General features: G+C 71.1%; 17 protein-coding genes. 3 read left to right on the top strand and 14 right to left on the bottom strand.

Translation table 11 applies throughout. From position 1 onward, the window contains the following. The 12 genes from secD to pgsA form a co-directional block, all read right to left on the bottom strand. Positions 1-1761 carry a protein translocase subunit SecD gene (gene secD, locus ACIRQH_RS20485; protein WP_388868549.1) on the bottom strand — a complete coding sequence of 587 codons (1761 nt, stop codon included), beginning with the start codon at positions 1759-1761 and terminating at the stop codon, positions 1-3. A gap of 141 nt (positions 1762-1902) precedes the next feature. Further along, the gene (gene yajC, locus ACIRQH_RS20480; RefSeq protein WP_358821669.1) at positions 1903-2424 is read right to left on the bottom strand and encodes a preprotein translocase subunit YajC; all 522 of its coding nucleotides are present in this window, start codon (positions 2422-2424) and stop codon (positions 1903-1905) included. Between the two features lie 164 nt (positions 2425-2588). Further along, complete coding sequence (ruvB, locus tag ACIRQH_RS20475) at positions 2589-3659, bottom strand: Holliday junction branch migration DNA helicase RuvB (protein ID WP_388868553.1); 1071 nt, start codon at positions 3657-3659, stop codon at positions 2589-2591. A gap of 88 nt (positions 3660-3747) precedes the next feature. Further along, a complete protein-coding gene (ruvA, locus tag ACIRQH_RS20470) occupies positions 3748-4359 on the bottom strand; it encodes a Holliday junction branch migration protein RuvA (protein ID WP_358821667.1) in 612 nt (203 codons plus the stop codon). Next, the gene (gene ruvC, locus ACIRQH_RS20465; protein ID WP_358821666.1) at positions 4356-4952 is read right to left on the bottom strand and encodes a crossover junction endodeoxyribonuclease RuvC; all 597 of its coding nucleotides are present in this window, start codon (positions 4950-4952) and stop codon (positions 4356-4358) included. The genes ruvA and ruvC overlap by 4 nt, the downstream gene beginning before the upstream one ends. 107 nt (positions 4953-5059) lie before the next feature. After that, positions 5060-5812, bottom strand: a complete 753-nt coding sequence (locus ACIRQH_RS20460) for a YebC/PmpR family DNA-binding transcriptional regulator (RefSeq protein ID WP_358821665.1) — start codon at positions 5810-5812, stop codon at positions 5060-5062. A gap of 75 nt (positions 5813-5887) precedes the next feature. Then, a complete protein-coding gene (gene pdxT / locus ACIRQH_RS20455) occupies positions 5888-6502 on the bottom strand; it encodes a pyridoxal 5'-phosphate synthase glutaminase subunit PdxT (protein ID WP_388868561.1) in 615 nt (204 codons plus the stop codon). 6 nt (positions 6503-6508) lie between these two features. After that, positions 6509-7429: a pyridoxal 5'-phosphate synthase lyase subunit PdxS gene (gene pdxS / locus ACIRQH_RS20450; RefSeq protein WP_358821663.1), complete on the bottom strand. Its 921-nt coding sequence runs from the start codon at positions 7427-7429 to the stop codon at positions 6509-6511. A gap of 174 nt (positions 7430-7603) precedes the next feature. After that, positions 7604-8149 carry a hypothetical protein gene (locus tag ACIRQH_RS20445; protein WP_355866044.1) on the bottom strand — a complete coding sequence of 182 codons (546 nt, stop codon included), beginning with the start codon at positions 8147-8149 and terminating at the stop codon, positions 7604-7606. A gap of 248 nt (positions 8150-8397) precedes the next feature. Next, on the bottom strand, positions 8398-9558 hold the full coding sequence (locus tag ACIRQH_RS20440) for a glycosyltransferase family 4 protein (protein WP_358821662.1): 1161 nt from the start codon (positions 9556-9558) through the stop codon (positions 8398-8400). Further along, positions 9555-10556, bottom strand: coding sequence for a phosphatidylinositol mannoside acyltransferase (locus ACIRQH_RS20435; RefSeq protein ID WP_388930406.1), 1002 nt, complete (start codon positions 10554-10556; stop codon positions 9555-9557). The genes ACIRQH_RS20440 and ACIRQH_RS20435 overlap by 4 nt, the downstream gene beginning before the upstream one ends. Further along, the gene (gene pgsA / locus ACIRQH_RS20430) at positions 10553-11275 is read right to left on the bottom strand and encodes a phosphatidylinositol phosphate synthase (protein WP_358821688.1); all 723 of its coding nucleotides are present in this window, start codon (positions 11273-11275) and stop codon (positions 10553-10555) included. The genes ACIRQH_RS20435 and pgsA overlap by 4 nt, the downstream gene beginning before the upstream one ends. A gap of 219 nt (positions 11276-11494) precedes the next feature. Between pgsA and ACIRQH_RS20425 the strand changes: the two genes are divergently transcribed. Together ACIRQH_RS20425 and ACIRQH_RS20420 are read left to right on the top strand one after the other, a co-directional pair. Then, a complete protein-coding gene (locus ACIRQH_RS20425) occupies positions 11495-13690 on the top strand; it encodes an elongation factor G-like protein EF-G2 (RefSeq protein ID WP_388868568.1) in 2196 nt (731 codons plus the stop codon). A gap of 156 nt (positions 13691-13846) precedes the next feature. Further along, positions 13847-15514, top strand: a complete 1668-nt coding sequence (locus ACIRQH_RS20420; RefSeq protein ID WP_388868571.1) for a hypothetical protein — start codon at positions 13847-13849, stop codon at positions 15512-15514. A gap of 66 nt (positions 15515-15580) precedes the next feature. Here ACIRQH_RS20420 and ACIRQH_RS20415 read toward each other — a convergent pair whose 3' ends face one another. Beyond that, positions 15581-16093 (bottom strand): DUF4232 domain-containing protein, encoded by a 513-nt coding sequence (locus ACIRQH_RS20415; protein WP_404226764.1) that lies wholly within the window; start codon positions 16091-16093, stop codon positions 15581-15583. 143 nt (positions 16094-16236) lie between these two features. Continuing rightward, complete coding sequence (locus ACIRQH_RS20410; protein ID WP_388868577.1) at positions 16237-16797, bottom strand: HIT family protein; 561 nt, start codon at positions 16795-16797, stop codon at positions 16237-16239. 67 nt (positions 16798-16864) lie between these two features. Between ACIRQH_RS20410 and ACIRQH_RS20405 the strand changes: the two genes are divergently transcribed. Beyond that, entirely contained in the window at positions 16865-17524 is a 660-nt protein-coding gene (locus ACIRQH_RS20405; protein ID WP_388868580.1) for a potassium channel family protein, read from the top strand. Positions 17525-17529 lie beyond the last annotated feature (5 nt).

The following is a 17529-nucleotide window of genomic DNA, read 5'->3' as shown; positions in this document are numbered from 1 at the left end:
TCACGCCTCCTTCGTGTCGACGGGGGCGGAGGGGCGACGGGTACGGCGCAGCGGCGGCTTGGCGCCCAGTCGCTTCGGGTCGAGGCCGGACCACGGGTGGCCGCTCGCGAAGAACTTCTTGCGGGCGAGGAGCGTCATCAGCGGCTTCGTGAAGAAGAACACGACGACGACGTCCAGCACGGTGGTCAGACCGAGGGTGAACGCGAAGCCCTGGACCTTGCCGACGGTGACGATGAAGAGCACCGCCGCGGCGAGGAACGACACGAAGTCGGAGACCAGGATGGTGCGCCGGGCGCGCGGCCAGGCGCGCTCGACGGCGGGCCGCAGGGTGCGACCCTCGCGGATCTCGTCCCTGATGCGTTCGAAGAACACGATGAACGAGTCCGCTGTGATGCCGATCGCGACGATCGCTCCACAGACGGCCGGAAGGTTCAGCGCGAAGCCGATCGCCGGGCCGAGCAGCGCCATCAGCACGTACGTGAGGACGGCGGAGACGAGCAGGGAGGCGATGGCGATGGCCGACAGGCCCCGGTAGTAGATCACCAGGTAGATGACGACCAGGGCGAGGCCGATGGCGCCGGCGATCAGACCGGCGTGCAGCTGCTCGCCACCGAGCGCGGCGGTCACCGTGGTGACGCTGGACTCCTTGAAGCTGAGCGGCAGCGCGCCGTAGTTCAGCATGTTGGCCAGGTCCTGCGCCTCGGTCTGGGTGAAGGACCCGGAGATCTCGGCGCTGCCGCTCAGCGACTGGGCGACCGAGGGGGCGGAGACGACCTCACCGTCGAGGACGATGGCGAACTGGTTCTGCGGCTGCTGCTGCTGGGCCAGCTTGCCGGTGATGGCGGCGAACTTCTTGGAGCCACCGGACGTGAAGTCCATGGTGACCTTCCAGCCCGCGGCACTCTGGGTGTCGAAGACGGCCCCGGACTTCTTGATGTCCGTACCGGCGACCTCCGCCGGGCCGAGCACGTACTTGGACCACTGCCCCGGCGAGTCCTCACCACAGGCAACCGTCGGCTCGGTCGGCTTGACACCGTCACCGGCGGTGGCGCGGTCCGCCTTCTTCGTGCAGTCGAGCTTCGTGTACGCGGCTTGCAGCTTTGCGGTCGCGGGATCCACGCTGCCGCTCGGCGTGGGCGTGGCGGCGGCGGAGCCGGTCGCGCTCGCGGAGGCCGACGGGCTGGAGTCCGCCTTCAGGGCGTCGGTGACCGCGCGGCCCTGGGAGGTGGCGGTCGCCGACGGCGTCACGGAGGACGACGGGGACGAGGACGAGGTCGCCTTGTCGGTGGCCTTGTCGGTCGTCTTGGAGCTGCTCGACGTGCTCGGCGAGGGAGTGGCCGACGCGGCGGCGCCGGAGGCCTCGGTGGCCAGCACGGGACGGAAGTAGAGCTTGGCCGTGGTGCCGACCTGCTCGCGGGCCTGCTTCGAGTTCGTGCCCTTGGGGATGTTGACAATGATGTTGTCGCGTCCCTGGGTCTGCACCTCGGCCTCGGACACACCGAGACCGTTGACACGGCGGTTCATGATGTCGACCGCGGTGTCCATGTTGGTCTTGTTGATCGCGTTGGGCTGGCCGGGCTCGTTCTTCGCCGTGAGCGTGATGCTCGTACCGCCGGCGAGGTCGATGCCGAGACGCGGAGTGGTGTGTCCCGAGGCGAACATTCCCCCGGTGAGCGCCGCGATGGCGATCAGGATCAGGACCAGCGCGCGCCCCGGCCTGCTCTGGCCACCGGCGCTCCGGCCCTTCTTCGGTGCTGCCACCTTCTCGTACTCCCTCTCGGGCCGCCCTGCGCCGGGTGAGCGCGTGGACGGCCATGCCATGGTGTCGGGACTCCGTGCGAGAACAGCACGTCCCGGGAGGTGCGGAGTGCGAGCGGGTCGCGCCGCGCTCCCGGGTCGTGACTACTTCGCGTCGGCCTCGCCGTCGGTCTTCTTCGGCTCGCTCGCGTCGACGTCGGCGGCCTGGTCGGCCTTCGCCTCGGCGACCTCGTCGGCGGGCGCGACGGGCGCGTCCTTCTTGCCGAGGTCGAGGGGCTTGTCGTCGGAGGCGTCGGAAGAGGCGTCGGCGGCGGGCTCGTCGGTCTCGGTGAGGGAGGAGGCGTCGTCGGGCACGTAGCTGCCGTCGGCCTTCAGGTCGTGCTCGATGCCGTGCACGATGCGGTTGTACTCGTCGTCCGTGAGGACGGCACCGATCGCGTTCTTCGCGAAGAGCAGCTCCACACCCGGGGCCGCGTCGAGGAGGAGCGTCTCCTCGTTGACCTCCTTGACCGTGGCGTACATGCCACCGATCGTGCGCACGCCGGAGCCGGGCTGCAGCTCGTTGCGCATGGAAGCCGCTTTCTGCTGCTTCTTCTTGGCCGAGCGGGTCATCAGGAACATGGCCCCGATGAGCACGATGAACGGGAGGAGGGTCACGAGACTCACGGGTCGGAACTTCCTTCTTCGACCGCACATGGTGAGCGGCCTGCTGGATGGGGGTATGTATGCCGTCGGCAAGGGCGGCATCGGCGGAGTCTAAGCGAGTCCGCGCTCAGGGAACAACGCTCAACATGGCACCGGGGTTCCTGGCCCGGCCCTTGTGCGCGCCGTCACGCCCCGAACAGGTCCTGTTGTCCCTTTCCGCCCGCGGACTGGCGGGGCGGCGTGAGGCCGAGATGCGCCCATGCCGCGGGTGTCGCCACCCGGCCACGGGGAGTACGGGCGAGGAGGCCCTCCCGTACGAGGAAGGGCTCGGCGACCTCCTCCACGGTCTCACGCTCCTCCCCCACGGCGACAGCTAGCGTGGACAGACCGACCGGGCCGCCGCCGAACAGCTTGAGGAGCGCCTCGAGGACACCGCGGTCGAGCCGGTCCAGGCCCCGCGCGTCGACCTCGTAGACCTTGAGGGCGGCCGAGGCGATCTCCCGGGTGATGATCCCGTCGGCCTTGACCTGCGCGTAGTCGCGCACGCGGCGCAGCAGGCGGTTGGCGATGCGGGGCGTGCCGCGGGAGCGGCCGGCGATCTCGGCGGCACCCTCCGTGCCGATCTCCAGGTCGAGGAGGCCGGCGGAGCGGTGGATGACGCGCTCCAGCTCGCCGGGTCCGTAGAACTCCATGTGCGCGGTGAAGCCGAAGCGGTCGCGCAGCGGCGGCGGCAGCAGTCCCGCGCGCGTGGTGGCGCCGACCAGGGTGAAGGGGGGCAGCTCCAGGGGGATGGCGGTGGCGCCGGGGCCCTTGCCGACGATGACGTCGACGCGGAAGTCCTCCATCGCCATGTAGAGCATCTCCTCGGCGGGCCGGGACATGCGGTGGATCTCGTCCAGGAACAGGACCTCGCCCTCCTGGAGGGAGGAGAGGATCGCGGCGAGGTCTCCCGCGTGCTGGATGGCGGGGCCGCTGGTGATGCGGATGGGGGCGCCCATCTCGGCCGCGATGATCATGGAGAGGGTGGTCTTGCCCAGCCCGGGGGCTCCGGACAGGAGCACGTGGTCCGCGGTGGCTCCCCGCGCGCGTGCGGCCCGCAGGACCAGGTCGAGCTGTTCGCGGACCTTCTCCTGTCCGATGAACTCGTCCAGGTCCTTGGGCCGCAGGGCGGCCTCGACGGCCTGGTCCTCACGGTCGGCGACAGATCCCACCAACCGCTCCGCGGCGGCTTCGTCGGTCGTGTCGTCCCAGTTCATCGGTGGTGCCTCGCGGTCTCGTGGTGGTGGGGCGGTCGGGCGGGCGCGGGTCACCCCGCGACGTGGGCCGGCGCGGCGGCCAGGGTCCTCAGCGGGCTCGGTTGAGTGTCTGCAGGGCCGCCCGGAGAAGCTGGCCGACCTGGGGGGCGCCTTCGGCGGCCTCGGCCTGCGGGGCGACGGCGGAGACGGCCTCGTCGGCCTCGCGGGTCGCGTATCCGAGACCGATGAGGGCGGCGTGCAGCTGCTCGCGCCAGCCGGCGGTGACCGCCGTGCCGATGGCCGGGCCACCGGGGCCGAGGGGTTCGCCGAGCCGGTCCTTCAGGTCCAGCAGCAGCTTCTGGGCGCCCTTCTTGCCGATGCCGGGGACAGCGACGAGCGCCTTCTCGTCGCCGGTGGAGACGGCGCGGCGCAGAGCATCCGGGCTGTGCACGGCGAGCATCGCCTGGGCCAGCCGCGGACCGACACCGCTCGCGGTCTGGAGCAGCTCGAAGACCTGACGCTCGTCGTCGTCGACGAAGCCGTAGAGCGTGAGGGAGTCCTCGCGGACGACGAGGGAGGTGGCGAGCTTGGTCTCCCTGCCCATGCGGAGCCCGGAGAGCGTGTTGGGCGAGCACTGGACGGCGATCCCGATACCGCTCACCTCGACCACGGCGGAGTCGGGGGCGAGGGCGGCCACCGGGCCGCTGACGAAGGCGATCATGCGGTACGGCCTTTCGAGGCTTGGCGTGAGGCGTGCGCGGCGACCGCCTGCTGCAGTCGGTTCTGCGCGACGGCCTGGTGCTGTCCGTTCGCGCCGGCGGCCTGCTGCAGGCGGTTCTTGGCGGGGCCGCGCCAGATGTGGCAGATGGCGAGCGCGAGGGCGTCGGCGGCGTCGGCGGGCTTGGGGGGCGCGTCGAGCCGGAGCAGCCGGGTGACCATCGCCCCGACCTGCGCCTTGTCCGCGCGTCCGCTGCCCGTGACGGCGGCCTTGACCTCGCTCGGTGTGTGCAGGGCGACCGGGATGCCGCGCCGGGCCGCGCAGAGCATCGCGACGGCGCTGGCCTGGGCGGTACCCATCACCGTACGGACGTTGTGCTGGCTGAACACCCGCTCCACGGCGACGAATTCGGGCCGGTACTCGTCGAGCCACTGCTCGATGCCCTGCTCGACGGCGACCAGGCGCAGGCCCAGCTCGGCGTCCGCCGGGGTGCGGACGACCCCGACGCCGCACATGGTCAGGGGACGGCCCGCGACCCCCTCGACCACCCCGACACCGCACCGGGTCAACCCCGGGTCAACCCCCAGCACGCGCACGCCGGCCCCTCCTCGGTTCGCCTGTTCGTGCAGGCTATCGGGTGGCACCGACAAAGCGACGGGCCGACGGGAGTGTGTCCCGTCGGCCCGTCGCTCGGTACGAGCCCTCAGGCGTCGACCTTCTCCATGACCTCGTCGCTGACGTCGAAGTTGGCGAAGACGTTCTGCACGTCGTCGCTGTCCTCCAGGGCGTCGATCAGCTTGAAGATCTTCCGGGCGCCGTCCTCGTCGAGCTCGACCTGCATGGTCGGGACGAAGTTGGCGTCGGCGGAGTCGTAGTCGATGCCGGCCTCCTGGAGCGCGGTGCGCACCGTGACCAGGTCGGTGGCCTCGGAGACGACCTCGAAGGTCTCGCCGAGGTCGTTGACCTCTTCGGCACCCGCGTCGAGGACGGCACCGAGGACGTCGTCCTCGCTCAGCTCCCCCTTGGGGACGATGATGACGCCCTTGCGGTTGAAGAGGTACGAGACGGAGCCCGGGTCGGCCATGTTCCCGCCGTTCCGGGTCATCGCGACGCGGACGTCGGAGGCGGCGCGGTTGCGGTTGTCGGTGAGGCACTCGATGAGCACCGCGACACCGTTCGGGCCGTAACCCTCGTACATGATCGTCTCGTAGTCGGCGCCACCGGCTTCGAGACCGGCTCCGCGCTTGACCGCGGAGTCGATGTTCTTGTTCGGGACCGAGCTCTTCTTGGCCTTCTGGATGGCGTCGAACAGCGTCGGGTTGCCGGACACGTCCGCGCCACCGGTACGGGCCGCGACTTCGATGTTCTTGATCATCTTCGCGAAGAGCTTGCCGCGCTTGGCGTCGATCACGGCCTTCTTGTGCTTCGTCGTAGCCCATTTAGAGTGGCCGGACATCTGCCTGTCTCCCTCGCGTAACCCAACCTGGACGAACTCCCCCGGGCTTGCGGAGCCTGAGGGGACCCCCAGATCCTACAAGGACGTCGCTGTCCGGTTCGCGCGCACCATGTCGACGAACAGACCGTGCACGCGGTGGTCGCCGGTCAGCTCCGGGTGGAACGACGTGGCCAGCGCGTTGCCCTGGCGGACGGCGACGATGTGGCCCTCGTGCTCGGCCAGCACCTCCGTCTCGGCGCCCACGGACTCGACCCAGGGCGCACGGATGAAGACGCCCTCTACAGGATCGCCCTCGACGCCCAGGACGTCGACCGACGCCTCGAAGGACTCGTTCTGGCGTCCGAAGGCGTTGCGGCGCACGATCATGTCGATCCCGCCGATGGTCTCCTGGCCCGAGCGCGGGTCGAGGATCTTGTCGGCGAGCATGATCATGCCCGCGCAGGTGCCGTAGACGGGCATGCCGTCGCGCACGCGCGCGCGCAGCGGGTCCATCACTCCGAAGAGGACGGCCAGCTTGGAGATGGTGGTGGACTCGCCGCCGGGAACGACCAGGCCGTCGATCTCGGCGAGCTCCTCGGGGCGCCGCACCGGCCTGGCCACGGCGTCCGCCGCGGCCAGGGCGATGAGGTGCTCCCGTACGTCGCCCTGGAGGGCCAGGACCCCGATCACAGGGGTGCCAGGAGTGTTCATGGGTGACTACCAGCCGCGGTTGGCGTAGCGCTCGGTCTCGGGGAGGGTGTCGCAGTTGATGCCGACCATGGCCTCGCCGAGGTTGCGGGACGCGTCCGCGATGATCTTCGGGTCGTCGAAGAAGGTGGTGGCCTTCACGATGGCGGCGGCGCGCTTGGCCGGGTCGCCGGACTTGAAGATGCCGGACCCGACGAAGACGCCCTCGGCGCCGAGCTGGCGCATGAGCGCGGCGTCTGCGGGGGTGGCGACACCACCGGCGGAGAACAGGACGACGGGGAGCTTGCCCAGCTCGGCGACCTCCTTGACGATCTCGTACGGGGCGCGCAGCTCCTTGGCGGCGGCGTACAGCTCGTTGTTGTCGAAGCCGCGCAGCCTGGCGATCTCGTTCTTGATCTGGCGCAGGTGACGGACGGCCTCGACGACGTTGCCGGTGCCGGCCTCGCCCTTGGAGCGGATCATCGCCGCGCCCTCGGCGATGCGGCGCAGGGCCTCGCCCAGGTTGGTGGCACCGCAGACGAAGGGGGTCGTGAAGGCCCACTTGTCGGAGTGGTTGACCTCGTCGGCCGGGGTGAGGACCTCGGACTCGTCGATGTAGTCGACGCCGAGGGACTGCAGGACCTGGGCCTCGACGAAGTGGCCGATCCGGGACTTGGCCATCACCGGGATGGAGACCGCCTCGATGATCTCCTCGATCATGTTCGGGTCCGACATACGGGCCACGCCGCCGTCCTTGCGGATGTCGGCGGGGACCCGCTCCAGGGCCATGACGGCCACGGCGCCGGCATCCTCGGCGATCTTCGCCTGCTCGGCGTTGACCACGTCCATGATCACGCCGCCCTTGAGCTGCTCGGCCATGCCGCGCTTGACGCGGGCGGTACCGATCGCGGTGTTCTCGGACTGGGCGGAGTTGGAGAGCGTGCTGGACACGGGTGACCTCACTGGGTGAAAGAGGGTTTATGCGCTTTCGAGGAAACGTGAGGTGACCAGTCCACTGCAAGGGCCAATGAGGACGCGGTGGATCGTTTTGCCCGCGACCGGCCCCTTCCCCCGGCCCCCTCCCGGTCGCTTCCCTGGCTTCTCGCGCCGGACCGGGCGGCGGTTTCAGCTGGTGGGGCGGTCCGCCAGGGCGATCGGGGGCTCGTCGTCCATCTCGAAGGCCATCGGGAAGGGGGCGTGGCCGGCGAGCCGGAACCAGCGGACCTTGCGGTGGCGGCGCAGGGCGCGGGCGGCCCGTACGGCGTCGTTGTGGAAGCGACGGGCCATCGGCACCCGCCGGACGGCCTGGGCCAGCTCGCCGGCCGCCTCCTCGCCACCGGGCACCTCCCGCACCGCCTCGACCTGCTGGGCCTCCCCGAACACCGCCCGAAGGGCCTGGCTCAACTCGCTCTCGGCCACCTCACGCTGCTCCTCCTCGGCCTGCCGGGCCGCGTGGGCCGCTTCGTAGAGCACGATCGAGGCGGCCGGGTCGAGCACTCCGGAGGTGGCCAGTTCCTGCGCCACGGAGGCCCGGCGCAGCAACTGCGCGTCGAGGGCGGCACGGGCGGCGTCGATCCGGGCGTGCAGACGGTCGAGCCGTCCGGCGGTCCAGCTCAGGTAGAGGCCGATCGCGACGAGCGCGACGAGGATCCAGATGAGGGTTGCGGTCACGGGCGGCAAGGCTACCCGTGCGAACCCGCGGCCCCGTCAGGCACCGGGCTCCCCTTGCGACATCCGTGCCGGGCGGGCCGAGAGGCGCCGGGGGGCGGAGACGCCGGGCGTCGGAGGCCAGACGCCGGGGACCGCCGGGTGGGCCGGCACTCGCGTCGGCTTCGACCGCCCGAGGAGCCCGCACCACGACGGCCGGGACAGCCTCCGGGGCCGGGCTCCCGCCAGGAGCCCGTACGCCTCCCGTGCTCTCAGTCCCGGGCCATCCCGAACCGCGCGCGGAGGCCGGTGCGTTCGTCCGTGGCCACCGCCGCCGCGCCGTCCGTCACCGTCTCGTAGACGGAGAGGATGTCCGCACCGACCGTCGACCAGTCGAAGCGCCGAACGTGGGCGCTCCCCCGCTCCCGCAGTTCGGCGCGGCGCTCCGGGTCGGCGAGCAGGCGTACCGCGGCGGCGGCGAGGGCGTCCGCGTCCTCGTTGGCGAACAGCTCGCCGGCCGCGCCCTGGTCGAGGACCTGGGCGAAGGCGTCGAGGTCCGCGGCGAGCACCGGCGCACCGGCGGACATCGCCTCGACCAGGATGATCCCGAAGCTCTCGCCGCCCGTGTTGGGCGCGACGTACAGGTCGACGCTGCGCAGGAAGCGGGCCTTGTCCTCGTCGCTGACCATTCCGAGGAACTCGACGCGCGACCGCATCTCGGCGGGCAGCGACTCCACGGCCTCCTTCGCGTCCCCGCGTCCGGCGACCAGGAGCCGCGTCTGCGGCCGCTCGGCGAGGATCTTCGGCAGCGCCTTCATGAGCACCGGCAGACCCTTGCGGGGCTCGTCGATGCGGCCGACGAATCCGATCGTGTCGCCCTGCCACTCCGGCTTGGGCTTGGCACGGGCGAAGAAGTCGACGTCGACACCGTTCGGGATGACGACGGCGTCGCCGCCGAGGTGCTCGACGAGGGTGCGGCGCGCGTACTCGCTCACCGCGATGCGCGCGCTGATCTTCTCCAGGGCGGCCTGGAGGATCGAGTACGCGGCGACCATCGCCCGGGAGCGCGGGTTGGACGTGTGGAAGGTCGCGACGATCGGGCCCTGCGCGGCCCAGCAGGTCAGCAGACCGAGCGACGGCGAGGACGGTTCGTGGATGTGGACCACGTCGAAGGTGCCGTCGTGCAGCCAGCGCCGCACCCGCGCGGCGGACAGGAAGCCGAAGTTCAGCCGGGCCACCGAGCCGTTGTACGGCACCGGGACCGCGCGACCCGCCGAGACGACGTACGGCGGCAGGGGGGTGTCGTCGTCCGAGGGGGCGAGGACGGAGACCTCGTGCCCCAGGCCGATGAGGTGCTCGGCCAGGTCCCGGATGTGGAACTGGACGCCGCCCGGGACGTCCCAGGAGTACGGGCAGACGATGCCGATCCTCACGGAGTCCTCTTCTCGGGAGTCACGGGAGTCAAGGGAGCCTCGGGATTCACGGGATGCCCGGGGTTCGCGGGGTCCTGCGCGAGGGACTCCTGGGATGCCTTCCCGGGGTCGAGGTCCTTGAGCCACAACCGCTGCAGCATGTGCCAGTCCTCCGGGTGGTCGGCGATTCCCGTGGCGAAGGCGTCGGCCATCGCCTGTGTCATGACAGACGTCTTCTCGGCACGGGTGCCTGACGCGGGAACCTCGACGGGCGGATGGACCCGACCCTGCATGACGGTCGAGTCGTCGTACCAGAGCGTCACGGGCAGCAGTGCGGCGCCGGTCTGCTGGGCGAGCAGGGCCGGTCCGGCGGGCATGCGGGTCGCCTCGCCGAAGAACCGCACCTCGACGCCCGACGAGGACAGGTCGCGTTCGGCGACCAGACAGACCAGTCCGCCGTCGCGCAGCCGCCGGGCGAGCGTGCCGAAGGCGGTGCCGCCGCTGTGCGGCAGGACCTCCATGCCGAGGCCCTCGCGGTAGGCGACGAACCGGTCGTACAGCGACTCGGGCTTGAGGCGCTCGGCGACGGTCGTGAAGGGCGTCTCCAGCTTGGTGGTGACCCAGGCGCCGGCGAGGTCCCAGTTGGCCATGTGCGGCAGGGCGAGGATGACGCCCTTGCCTGCGGCGAGGCCGTCGGTGAGGTGGTGCAGGTCCTTCGGCTCGAAGCCGCCCCGCACCCGGTCCGCGCTCCACGCGGGGAGCCGGAACGACTCCATCCAGTAGCGCAGGTACGAGCGCATGCCCGCCTTGGAGAGTTCGGCGAGGCGTTCCGGTGTCGCGTCGGGCACCACGCGCGCGTAGTTGCTCTCCAGGCGCAGCACGCCCTTGCCGCGCTTCTTCCAGACGAGGTCCGCGATCGTCCGGCCGAGGCGCACGGCGACGGGCTCGGGGAGCTTCTTGACGGTGCTCCAGCCGAGCGCGTAGGCGCCGTCCGCCAGCCGGTCCTGGAGGCTGGTCACGAGGTGGCCTCGCTGTTCGCCGCGGCAGCGGCGGCGTCCGCCTCGGCGGACTCCCGGCGGACGGTGACGACGCGCTGGACCAGCGTGACGAGGCTGCCGACGGCGACGATCCACAGCGCGATCGGCAGCAGCACCTGGATGCCGGGCACGCCGAACGCGTGCAGGCCCGCCAGACCGGCCGCGACCAGGGAGATCACCAGTCGTTCGGCGCGCTCCACGAGACCGTTGACGGCGACCGGCAGGCCGATCGCCTCGCCGCGCGCCTTGGTGTAGGACACCACCTGGCCGCTGGCCAGGCAGAAGATCGAGACGGCGCACAGGACGTTGTTGTCGCCGTTGCCGGCGTACCAGAGCGCGAAGCCGCCGAAGATCGCCCCGTCGGCCACCCGGTCGAGCGTGGAGTCCAGGAAGGCCCCCCAGCGGCTGGAGCGGCCGAGCTGGCGCGCCATGTTCCCGTCGACGAGGTCGGAGAACACGAACAGCGTGATGACGATCGTGCCCCAGAAGAACTCTCCCCGCGGGAAGAAGACCAGTGCGCCCGCCATCACTCCGGCCGTTCCCAGGAAGGTGACCGTGTCGGGGCTTACCCCCCGGCGGATGAGAAACGCGGCGAACGGTGTGAGGACACGCGTGAAGAATGCACGCGCGTACTTGTTCAGCATGGCCTTCCCGAGGTTCGGTGTCGCCGTGCGGCCCCTGCTGGCCACCGGCCGCCCCATCGTAGTCACGCGTGCGCATGTGCGACGGCCGGGCACCCGCACCCCCGTGTCACGACGCGATGCCATCGGTGTCGCGGCGCCGTCGCGTCCACTGTATGGACGCACCGTGACGCGAGTGCGAAGCTCGAAGACACCGCGGGCGTCACCGGTGCCGCCACCGCACGCGGCCTGAGCATGTCCGCGCCCACAGTGACCTCACCGTGCACGGGAGGCAAGGCCATGGGCGACAAGGCGAACGCACACCCCGGAGCCGCCGGCAGGGCTACGGCGGCCGACCACCCCGCGTCCATACGGAATGTGGTGCTGGTCGGCCACAGCGGAGCGGGCAAGACGACATTGGTGGAGGCTCTCGCGCTGACGGCGGGAGCGGTGAACCGAGCGGGCCGTGTGGAGGACGGCGGCACCGTCTCGGACTACGACGAGATCGAGCACCGGCAGCAACGCTCGGTACAGCTCTCCCTGGTCCCCGTCGACTGGGACGGATACAAGATCAACATTCTGGACACCCCGGGTTACGCGGATTTCGTCGGGGAACTGAGGGCCGGTCTGCGCGCGGCGGACGCGGCCCTTTTCGTCGTCTCGGCCTCGGACGGCGTGGACGGCTCGACCCGGATGGTGTGGGAGGAGTGCGCGGCGGTCGGCATGCCGCGCGCCATCGTGGTCACCCACCTCGAATCGGCCAGGGCGGACTTCGAGGAGATGACCCGGATCTGCGCGGAGGCGTTCGGCGGGGACGACCCGGACGCGGTCCTGCCCCTCTATCTGCCGCTGCGGGGGCCCGAGGCTCCGGACGGGCACGCGCCCGTGACCGGCCTGATCGGCCTGCTGACCCAGCGGCTGTTCGACTACGCCTCCGGGGAGCGCAAGGAGGCGGAGCCGGGCCCCGAGCAGCGGCAGCTCATCGAGGACGCCCGCAACCGGCTGATCGAGGGCATCATCGCCGAGAGCGAGGACGAGACCCTCATGGACCGCTACCTGGGCGGCGAGCAGATCGACCTCAAGACGCTCGTGCAGGACCTGGAGCGGGCCGTGGCCCGCGGCACCTTCTTCCCGGTACTGGCCGCCGCCCCGGCCGCCGAGGGCGCCCGGCAGGGCCTGGGCACGGTCGAACTCCTGGAACTGGTCACGGGCGGCTTCCCCACCCCGCTGGAGCGCCCGGCGCCCTCGGTGACCACGCCGGACGGCACGGCGCGCGAGGTCAGGGCGTGCGACCCGGACGGCCCGCTGGTCGCCGAGGTGGTGAAGACGGCGTCCGACCCGTACGTCGGCCGGGTCTCCCTGGTCCGGGTCTTCTCGGGGACGCTGCGCCCGGACGCGACGCTGCACGTCTCCGGGCACGGGCTCACCGACCGCGGCCACGAGGACCACGACGTCGACGAACGGATCGGCACGTTGTCCGCGCCGTTCGGCAAGCAGCAGCGGGCTCTCACGCACTGCATCGCGGGGGATCTCGCCAGCGTGGCCAAACTGAACCGCGCCGAGACCGGCGACACCCTCTCGGGCAAGGACGACCCACTCCTCATGGAGCCCTGGAAGATGCCTGACCCGCTGCTTCCGCTCGCCATCGAGGCGCACAGCAAGGCGGACGAGGACAAACTCTCCCAGGGGCTCGGCCGGCTGGTCGCCGAGGACCCCACCATGCGGCTGGAGCAGAATCCGAACACCCACCAGGTCGTCCTGTGGTGCCTGGGCGAGGCGCACGCGGACGTCGCGCTGGAGCGGCTGCGCAGCCGGTACGGCGTGCAGGTCGACGTGGTCCCGCACAAGGTGTCCCTGCGCGAGACGTTCGCCGGCACGTCCAGCGGGCGGGGCCGGCACGTGAAGCAGTCCGGCGGGCACGGCCAGTTCGCGATCTGCGAGATCGAGGTGGAACCCCTGCCGAACGGCTCGGGCATCGAGTTCGTGGACAAGGTCGTCGGCGGCGCCGTGCCCCGTCAGTTCATCCCGTCCGTCGAGAAGGGCGTGCGCACCCAGGCGGCCCGGGGCGTGGCGGCGGGCTATCCGCTCATCGACGTCCGGGTCACGCTGCGCGACGGCAAGGCGCACTCGGTGGACTCCTCCGACGCCGCCTTCCAGACGGCGGGCGCGCTGGCACTGCGCGAGGCGGCGGCCGACGCCAGGATCCACCTCCTGGAGCCGGTGGCCGAGGTGAGTGTGCTGGTCGGCGACGACTACGTGGGCGCCGTGATGAGCGACCTGTCGGGGCGGCGCGGCCGGGTCGTCGGCACCGAGCAGGCGGGCGGCGGGCGCACGCTCGTACGGGCCGAGGTGCCGGAGATCGAGATCGGGCGGTACGCCGTCGATCTGCGGTCCATCTCGCACGGCACCGCGCGGTTCGACCGGCATTACGCGCGGCACGAACCGATGCCGCAGCAGATCGCCGAACGGATCCGTGAACGGACCCCGGACTCCTGAGGGTTCGGGGCGTCGTTCGTGGCGGACGGCTTCGGCCGTCCGCCGACGAATGTCGGTCATGCCCGTTACCCTGAGAACCTGATCAAGACGATGACCTGATCAACAGGTGTGCGGAGCACCGAAGTCGGGAAAGCCGCAGGAGCGGGTGCGGCGGCGATGGGGGCGGAAGTGACGTTCGAGGGTTTCGATTTCACTCCCGGGGCGCAGGTGCCGCTCACGGGCTCCGCGGGGCAGACGGCGGCCACCTTCGCCCTGGCCTCGGCGGCGTACCGCGACAGTCCGGTCACGGAGATCCTCAAGGCCGACAACGAATGGCATCAGTCGACCGTCAAGGCCCCGCGGATCAAGCTGCTCGCGCCGAATCTCGGCGAGGCCTTCTCGACGGCGGTCACCGGCCGCATGCTGGGCGTCGGCCGCAAGCCGCTCATCCAGTCCTTCGGCACCGAGCCGCAGGCCGTCGTGGAGCACTGCCTGGCGGCGACCAACATCCGTCGGGACCGCGACAATTGGTTGTCGGCCGTGATGGTGCTCTGCGGGCTGCTGTTCCTGCCGGGTCTCGTGGTGTGGCTGCTGGTCTTCACGATTCGCACGCAGATCGCCAAGAGCGAGAACAAACGCGCCTCTGCCTTCGGCACCACGCTCCTGCTCGCCGCCGGCGCCCTCGCCGTCCTCTTCCTCGTGCGGATGCCGTTCACGGGTTTCTGGGGGTGGTACGGACGTGCGTCGGTGGTCCTGCCCGTCGTGGGCTGGCTGTGGGCCAAGCAGATCTGCGAGCGCACGGCCAAGGACCTGCGCGCCCGCTGGGACGGCCTCCTGTCGGGCGGCGGCATCGGCGCCAAGATTCCGGAGGCGGTCCCCGGCAGCCCGGGTGAGACGGCGGCCGAGCGGCTGCGTCAGTCCCTCGCCCGCCTCAGCGCCGAGCAGCAGTCCAACTCCGTGTTCTACGCGGGCCCCAAGGGCATCCTCGGGATGGGGACGCGCTGGGGCAGCTGGCAGCTCGCCGAGGACCTGGTGTCCCGGGACACGGCCAAGGAGATCCACCCGTTCCGCAGCTGGGACGTCATCCGCAGCATCCATGACCAGTTGCGCATGCTGGAGCGCGGACCGCTCAACACCGGTGGTTTCCCGGCGCCTTCGCTCAAGCACTGGGTGGTCACGCCGATCGGGGAGAACGCGAAGGCGGTGTCCCGGCCGGGCGGCACGGATGTGGACGCGTACACGGTCAGGAACCACGCCATCCAGGACATCTGCAACAAGCAGCAGTTCGGCAGCGGCGACCGGCACTACCTCGGGGTGCAGTGGACGCTCTGGGACGGCCAGTTGGTCATCACGATGCTGATCACGGTGACCGTGCTGCACGAGACGCTGCGCATCGAGGTCACCGGTCACGCGCTGGGCCCGGTGAACTCGTTGTTCACCACGAAGCCGGAGGCCCCGACCAAGGAGGTCGCGAAGACCGTGCGGTTCTGGGAGACCCGCAAGGTGAGCCTGCCGCTGGTCACCGCGGACGAGGTCGTACGGCTGGCCGCGCGGGCCCCCCTCAGCTGGTATCCGCCGCTCCTGGACTGGCTGGGCGGCTCCCTGGCGCTGCCCGAGCCGTTCGGCCTGCGGCACGCGTGGGCCGACCAGCCGTGGCGGCACCGTTTCATGGCGGACGACGCGCTGCGGGCCGCGACGCCCGTCCTGCGTGTGGTGCACTCGGCGGCGATCAGGGTCCTGGAGGAGAACGGCGTGGACACCGAGAAGTTCGGCAACCGCTCGGCGTTCCTCAGCACCGCGGTGCAGGACGCCGCACCGCGCAAGGCCGATCTGTACGACGCGTAGGGCGAGGTGGCGGGCCGGAGACGGGCCGCCCCGCCCCGCTCCGGGACGGGCCGCCCCGCCCCGGAGTCAGCCTCCGGACAGGACCGGACCGATGACGGTGCCGGCGTCGACGACGAGCGGGCCATGGGCACTGGACTCGCCGGGGATCACCCCGTCCGGGGTCCTCAGCGTGAAGGTCGCCTCGTCGGCGCGAACACCGCCGGGACCGCCGGGCACCCGGATGTCGAAGTGCACCGGATGCCCCGGGCCGAAGGTCACCACCGCGTGCTGCGGGCCGTACCGGCCCGTGGTGACTCCACGGGGGGAACCGTGCTGGTGGAAGCGCATGTCGGCCGGTGACCCGGCCAGTCGGCAGGGCTCGTACCCGGGCGCGGCCGTCAGGGTGACCCGGTAGTGGCGGTGCCCCGCGCCGGCGGGGCCCGCGGCGATCCTGGCGGTGTGGTTCGCCGGACGACACGCGGACGGAGCCGCGCCGCCGGCAGTCGTCGGTGACGACGCCTGTGCCGTTCCGAGTCCCGCCACACCGACGAGCAGGGTGGCGGTGGCTGCGATCAGGGCGCTGCGACGATGCACGGGCATCCCCCTTCGTGGTCCCGGCGGATCCGGGTGAGCCCCTCCGACCTGTCCGCCGGGACCCCCCGCGCAGTCGCGCCGCGGCCGCATTCCCCTCGTACGGGTGACGCCTCCGTGGCGGAGACGGCCGATGCCCGGGAAACGATCGCCTAGGAGGCGGGCCAGGCGTCCGCCAGCATCTTGCGGGTGTCCGCGAGGAGCTGCGGCAGGACCTTGGTGTGGCCGACGACCGGCATGAAGTTCGTGTCGCCGCCCCAGCGGGGCACGATGTGCTGGTGCAGGTGGGCGGCGATTCCGGCGCCCGCGACCGTGCCCTGGTTCATGCCGATGTTGAAGCCGTGCGCGCCGGAGGCGGTCCGCAGGGCGGTCATGGCCTGCTTGGTCAGCTCGCCCAGTTCCGCGGTCTCGGGAGCGGTGAGGTCCGTGTAGTCGGCGACGTGCCGGTAGGGCACGACCATCAGGTGCCCGCCGTTGTACGGGTAGAGGTTCAGCACCGCGTAGACCTGCTCGCCGCGCCTCACGATCAGCCCGTCCTCGTCGGACTTGGCCGGGATCGAGCAGAAGGGACAGCCGTCGTCGGCCCCCGGGCCGGTGGGCTTGTTCTCGCCCTGGATGTAAGCCATCCGGTGGGGCGTCCAAAGGCGCTGGAACGCGTCCTGCGTTCCCACTCCGATCTGCTGCTCCGGCTCACTCGTCATGTGGTGCAGCATATTGCTTCGCCCGTTCGCGGCGTGTCGGCGGGTGCCCGGGAAAGGTGCCTGCGGCCAAGCTGGGGCCATGGACGACGACAGCCCGACGGTCCGCTGGCGGCGACGCACCGAGGTACCGCTGGGGATCGCGTCGATGCTGTTCCTGACCGCCTACGCGGTCCATGTGCTGAGCCGTGGTCTGCCCCGCGACGGCCGGGACGTCTGCCTCATCGTGATCGCGGTCACCTGGGCCATGTTCCTCGCCGACTACCTGGTGCTCTGGCGGCTGAGTGGGCGCGGCCTCGGATTCGTCCGGACGCACGTACTGGACACCGTGGTGCTGTTCCTGCCGCTGCTGCGGCCGCTGCGGGTCGTCCGGCTCTATGACGCCGTGCAGCGCCGGCGGGGGGAACCCCGGCTGCCGCTGTACGCCCGCGTGATGTTCTACGCGAGCATCGGGGTGCTGCTGCTCGGCTTCTCAGGGGCCCTCGCCGTCTACCAGGCGGAGTACGCGGCACCCGGCGCGACGATCCGCACCTTCGGGGACTCCGTCTGGTGGGCGTGCTCCACACTGGCGACGGTGGGCTACGGGGACGTGACGCCGGTGACGGCACGGGGACGCGTGATCGCCGTCGCCATGATGGCGTGCGGTCTGGCCCTGCTCGGCGCGGTCACGGGCTCGTTCTCGTCGTGGCTGCTGCAGGTGTTCTCGCGCGAGGGCGACGACGAGAGGCCCCCGCGAAGCTGAACTTG

The sequence above is a fragment of the Streptomyces sp. NPDC102279 genome (assembly GCF_044766365.1).
In the GTDB taxonomy this organism is placed as follows: domain Bacteria; phylum Actinomycetota; class Actinomycetes; order Streptomycetales; family Streptomycetaceae; genus Streptomyces.
This window is presented reverse-complemented; position numbering and strand designations above follow the sequence as displayed.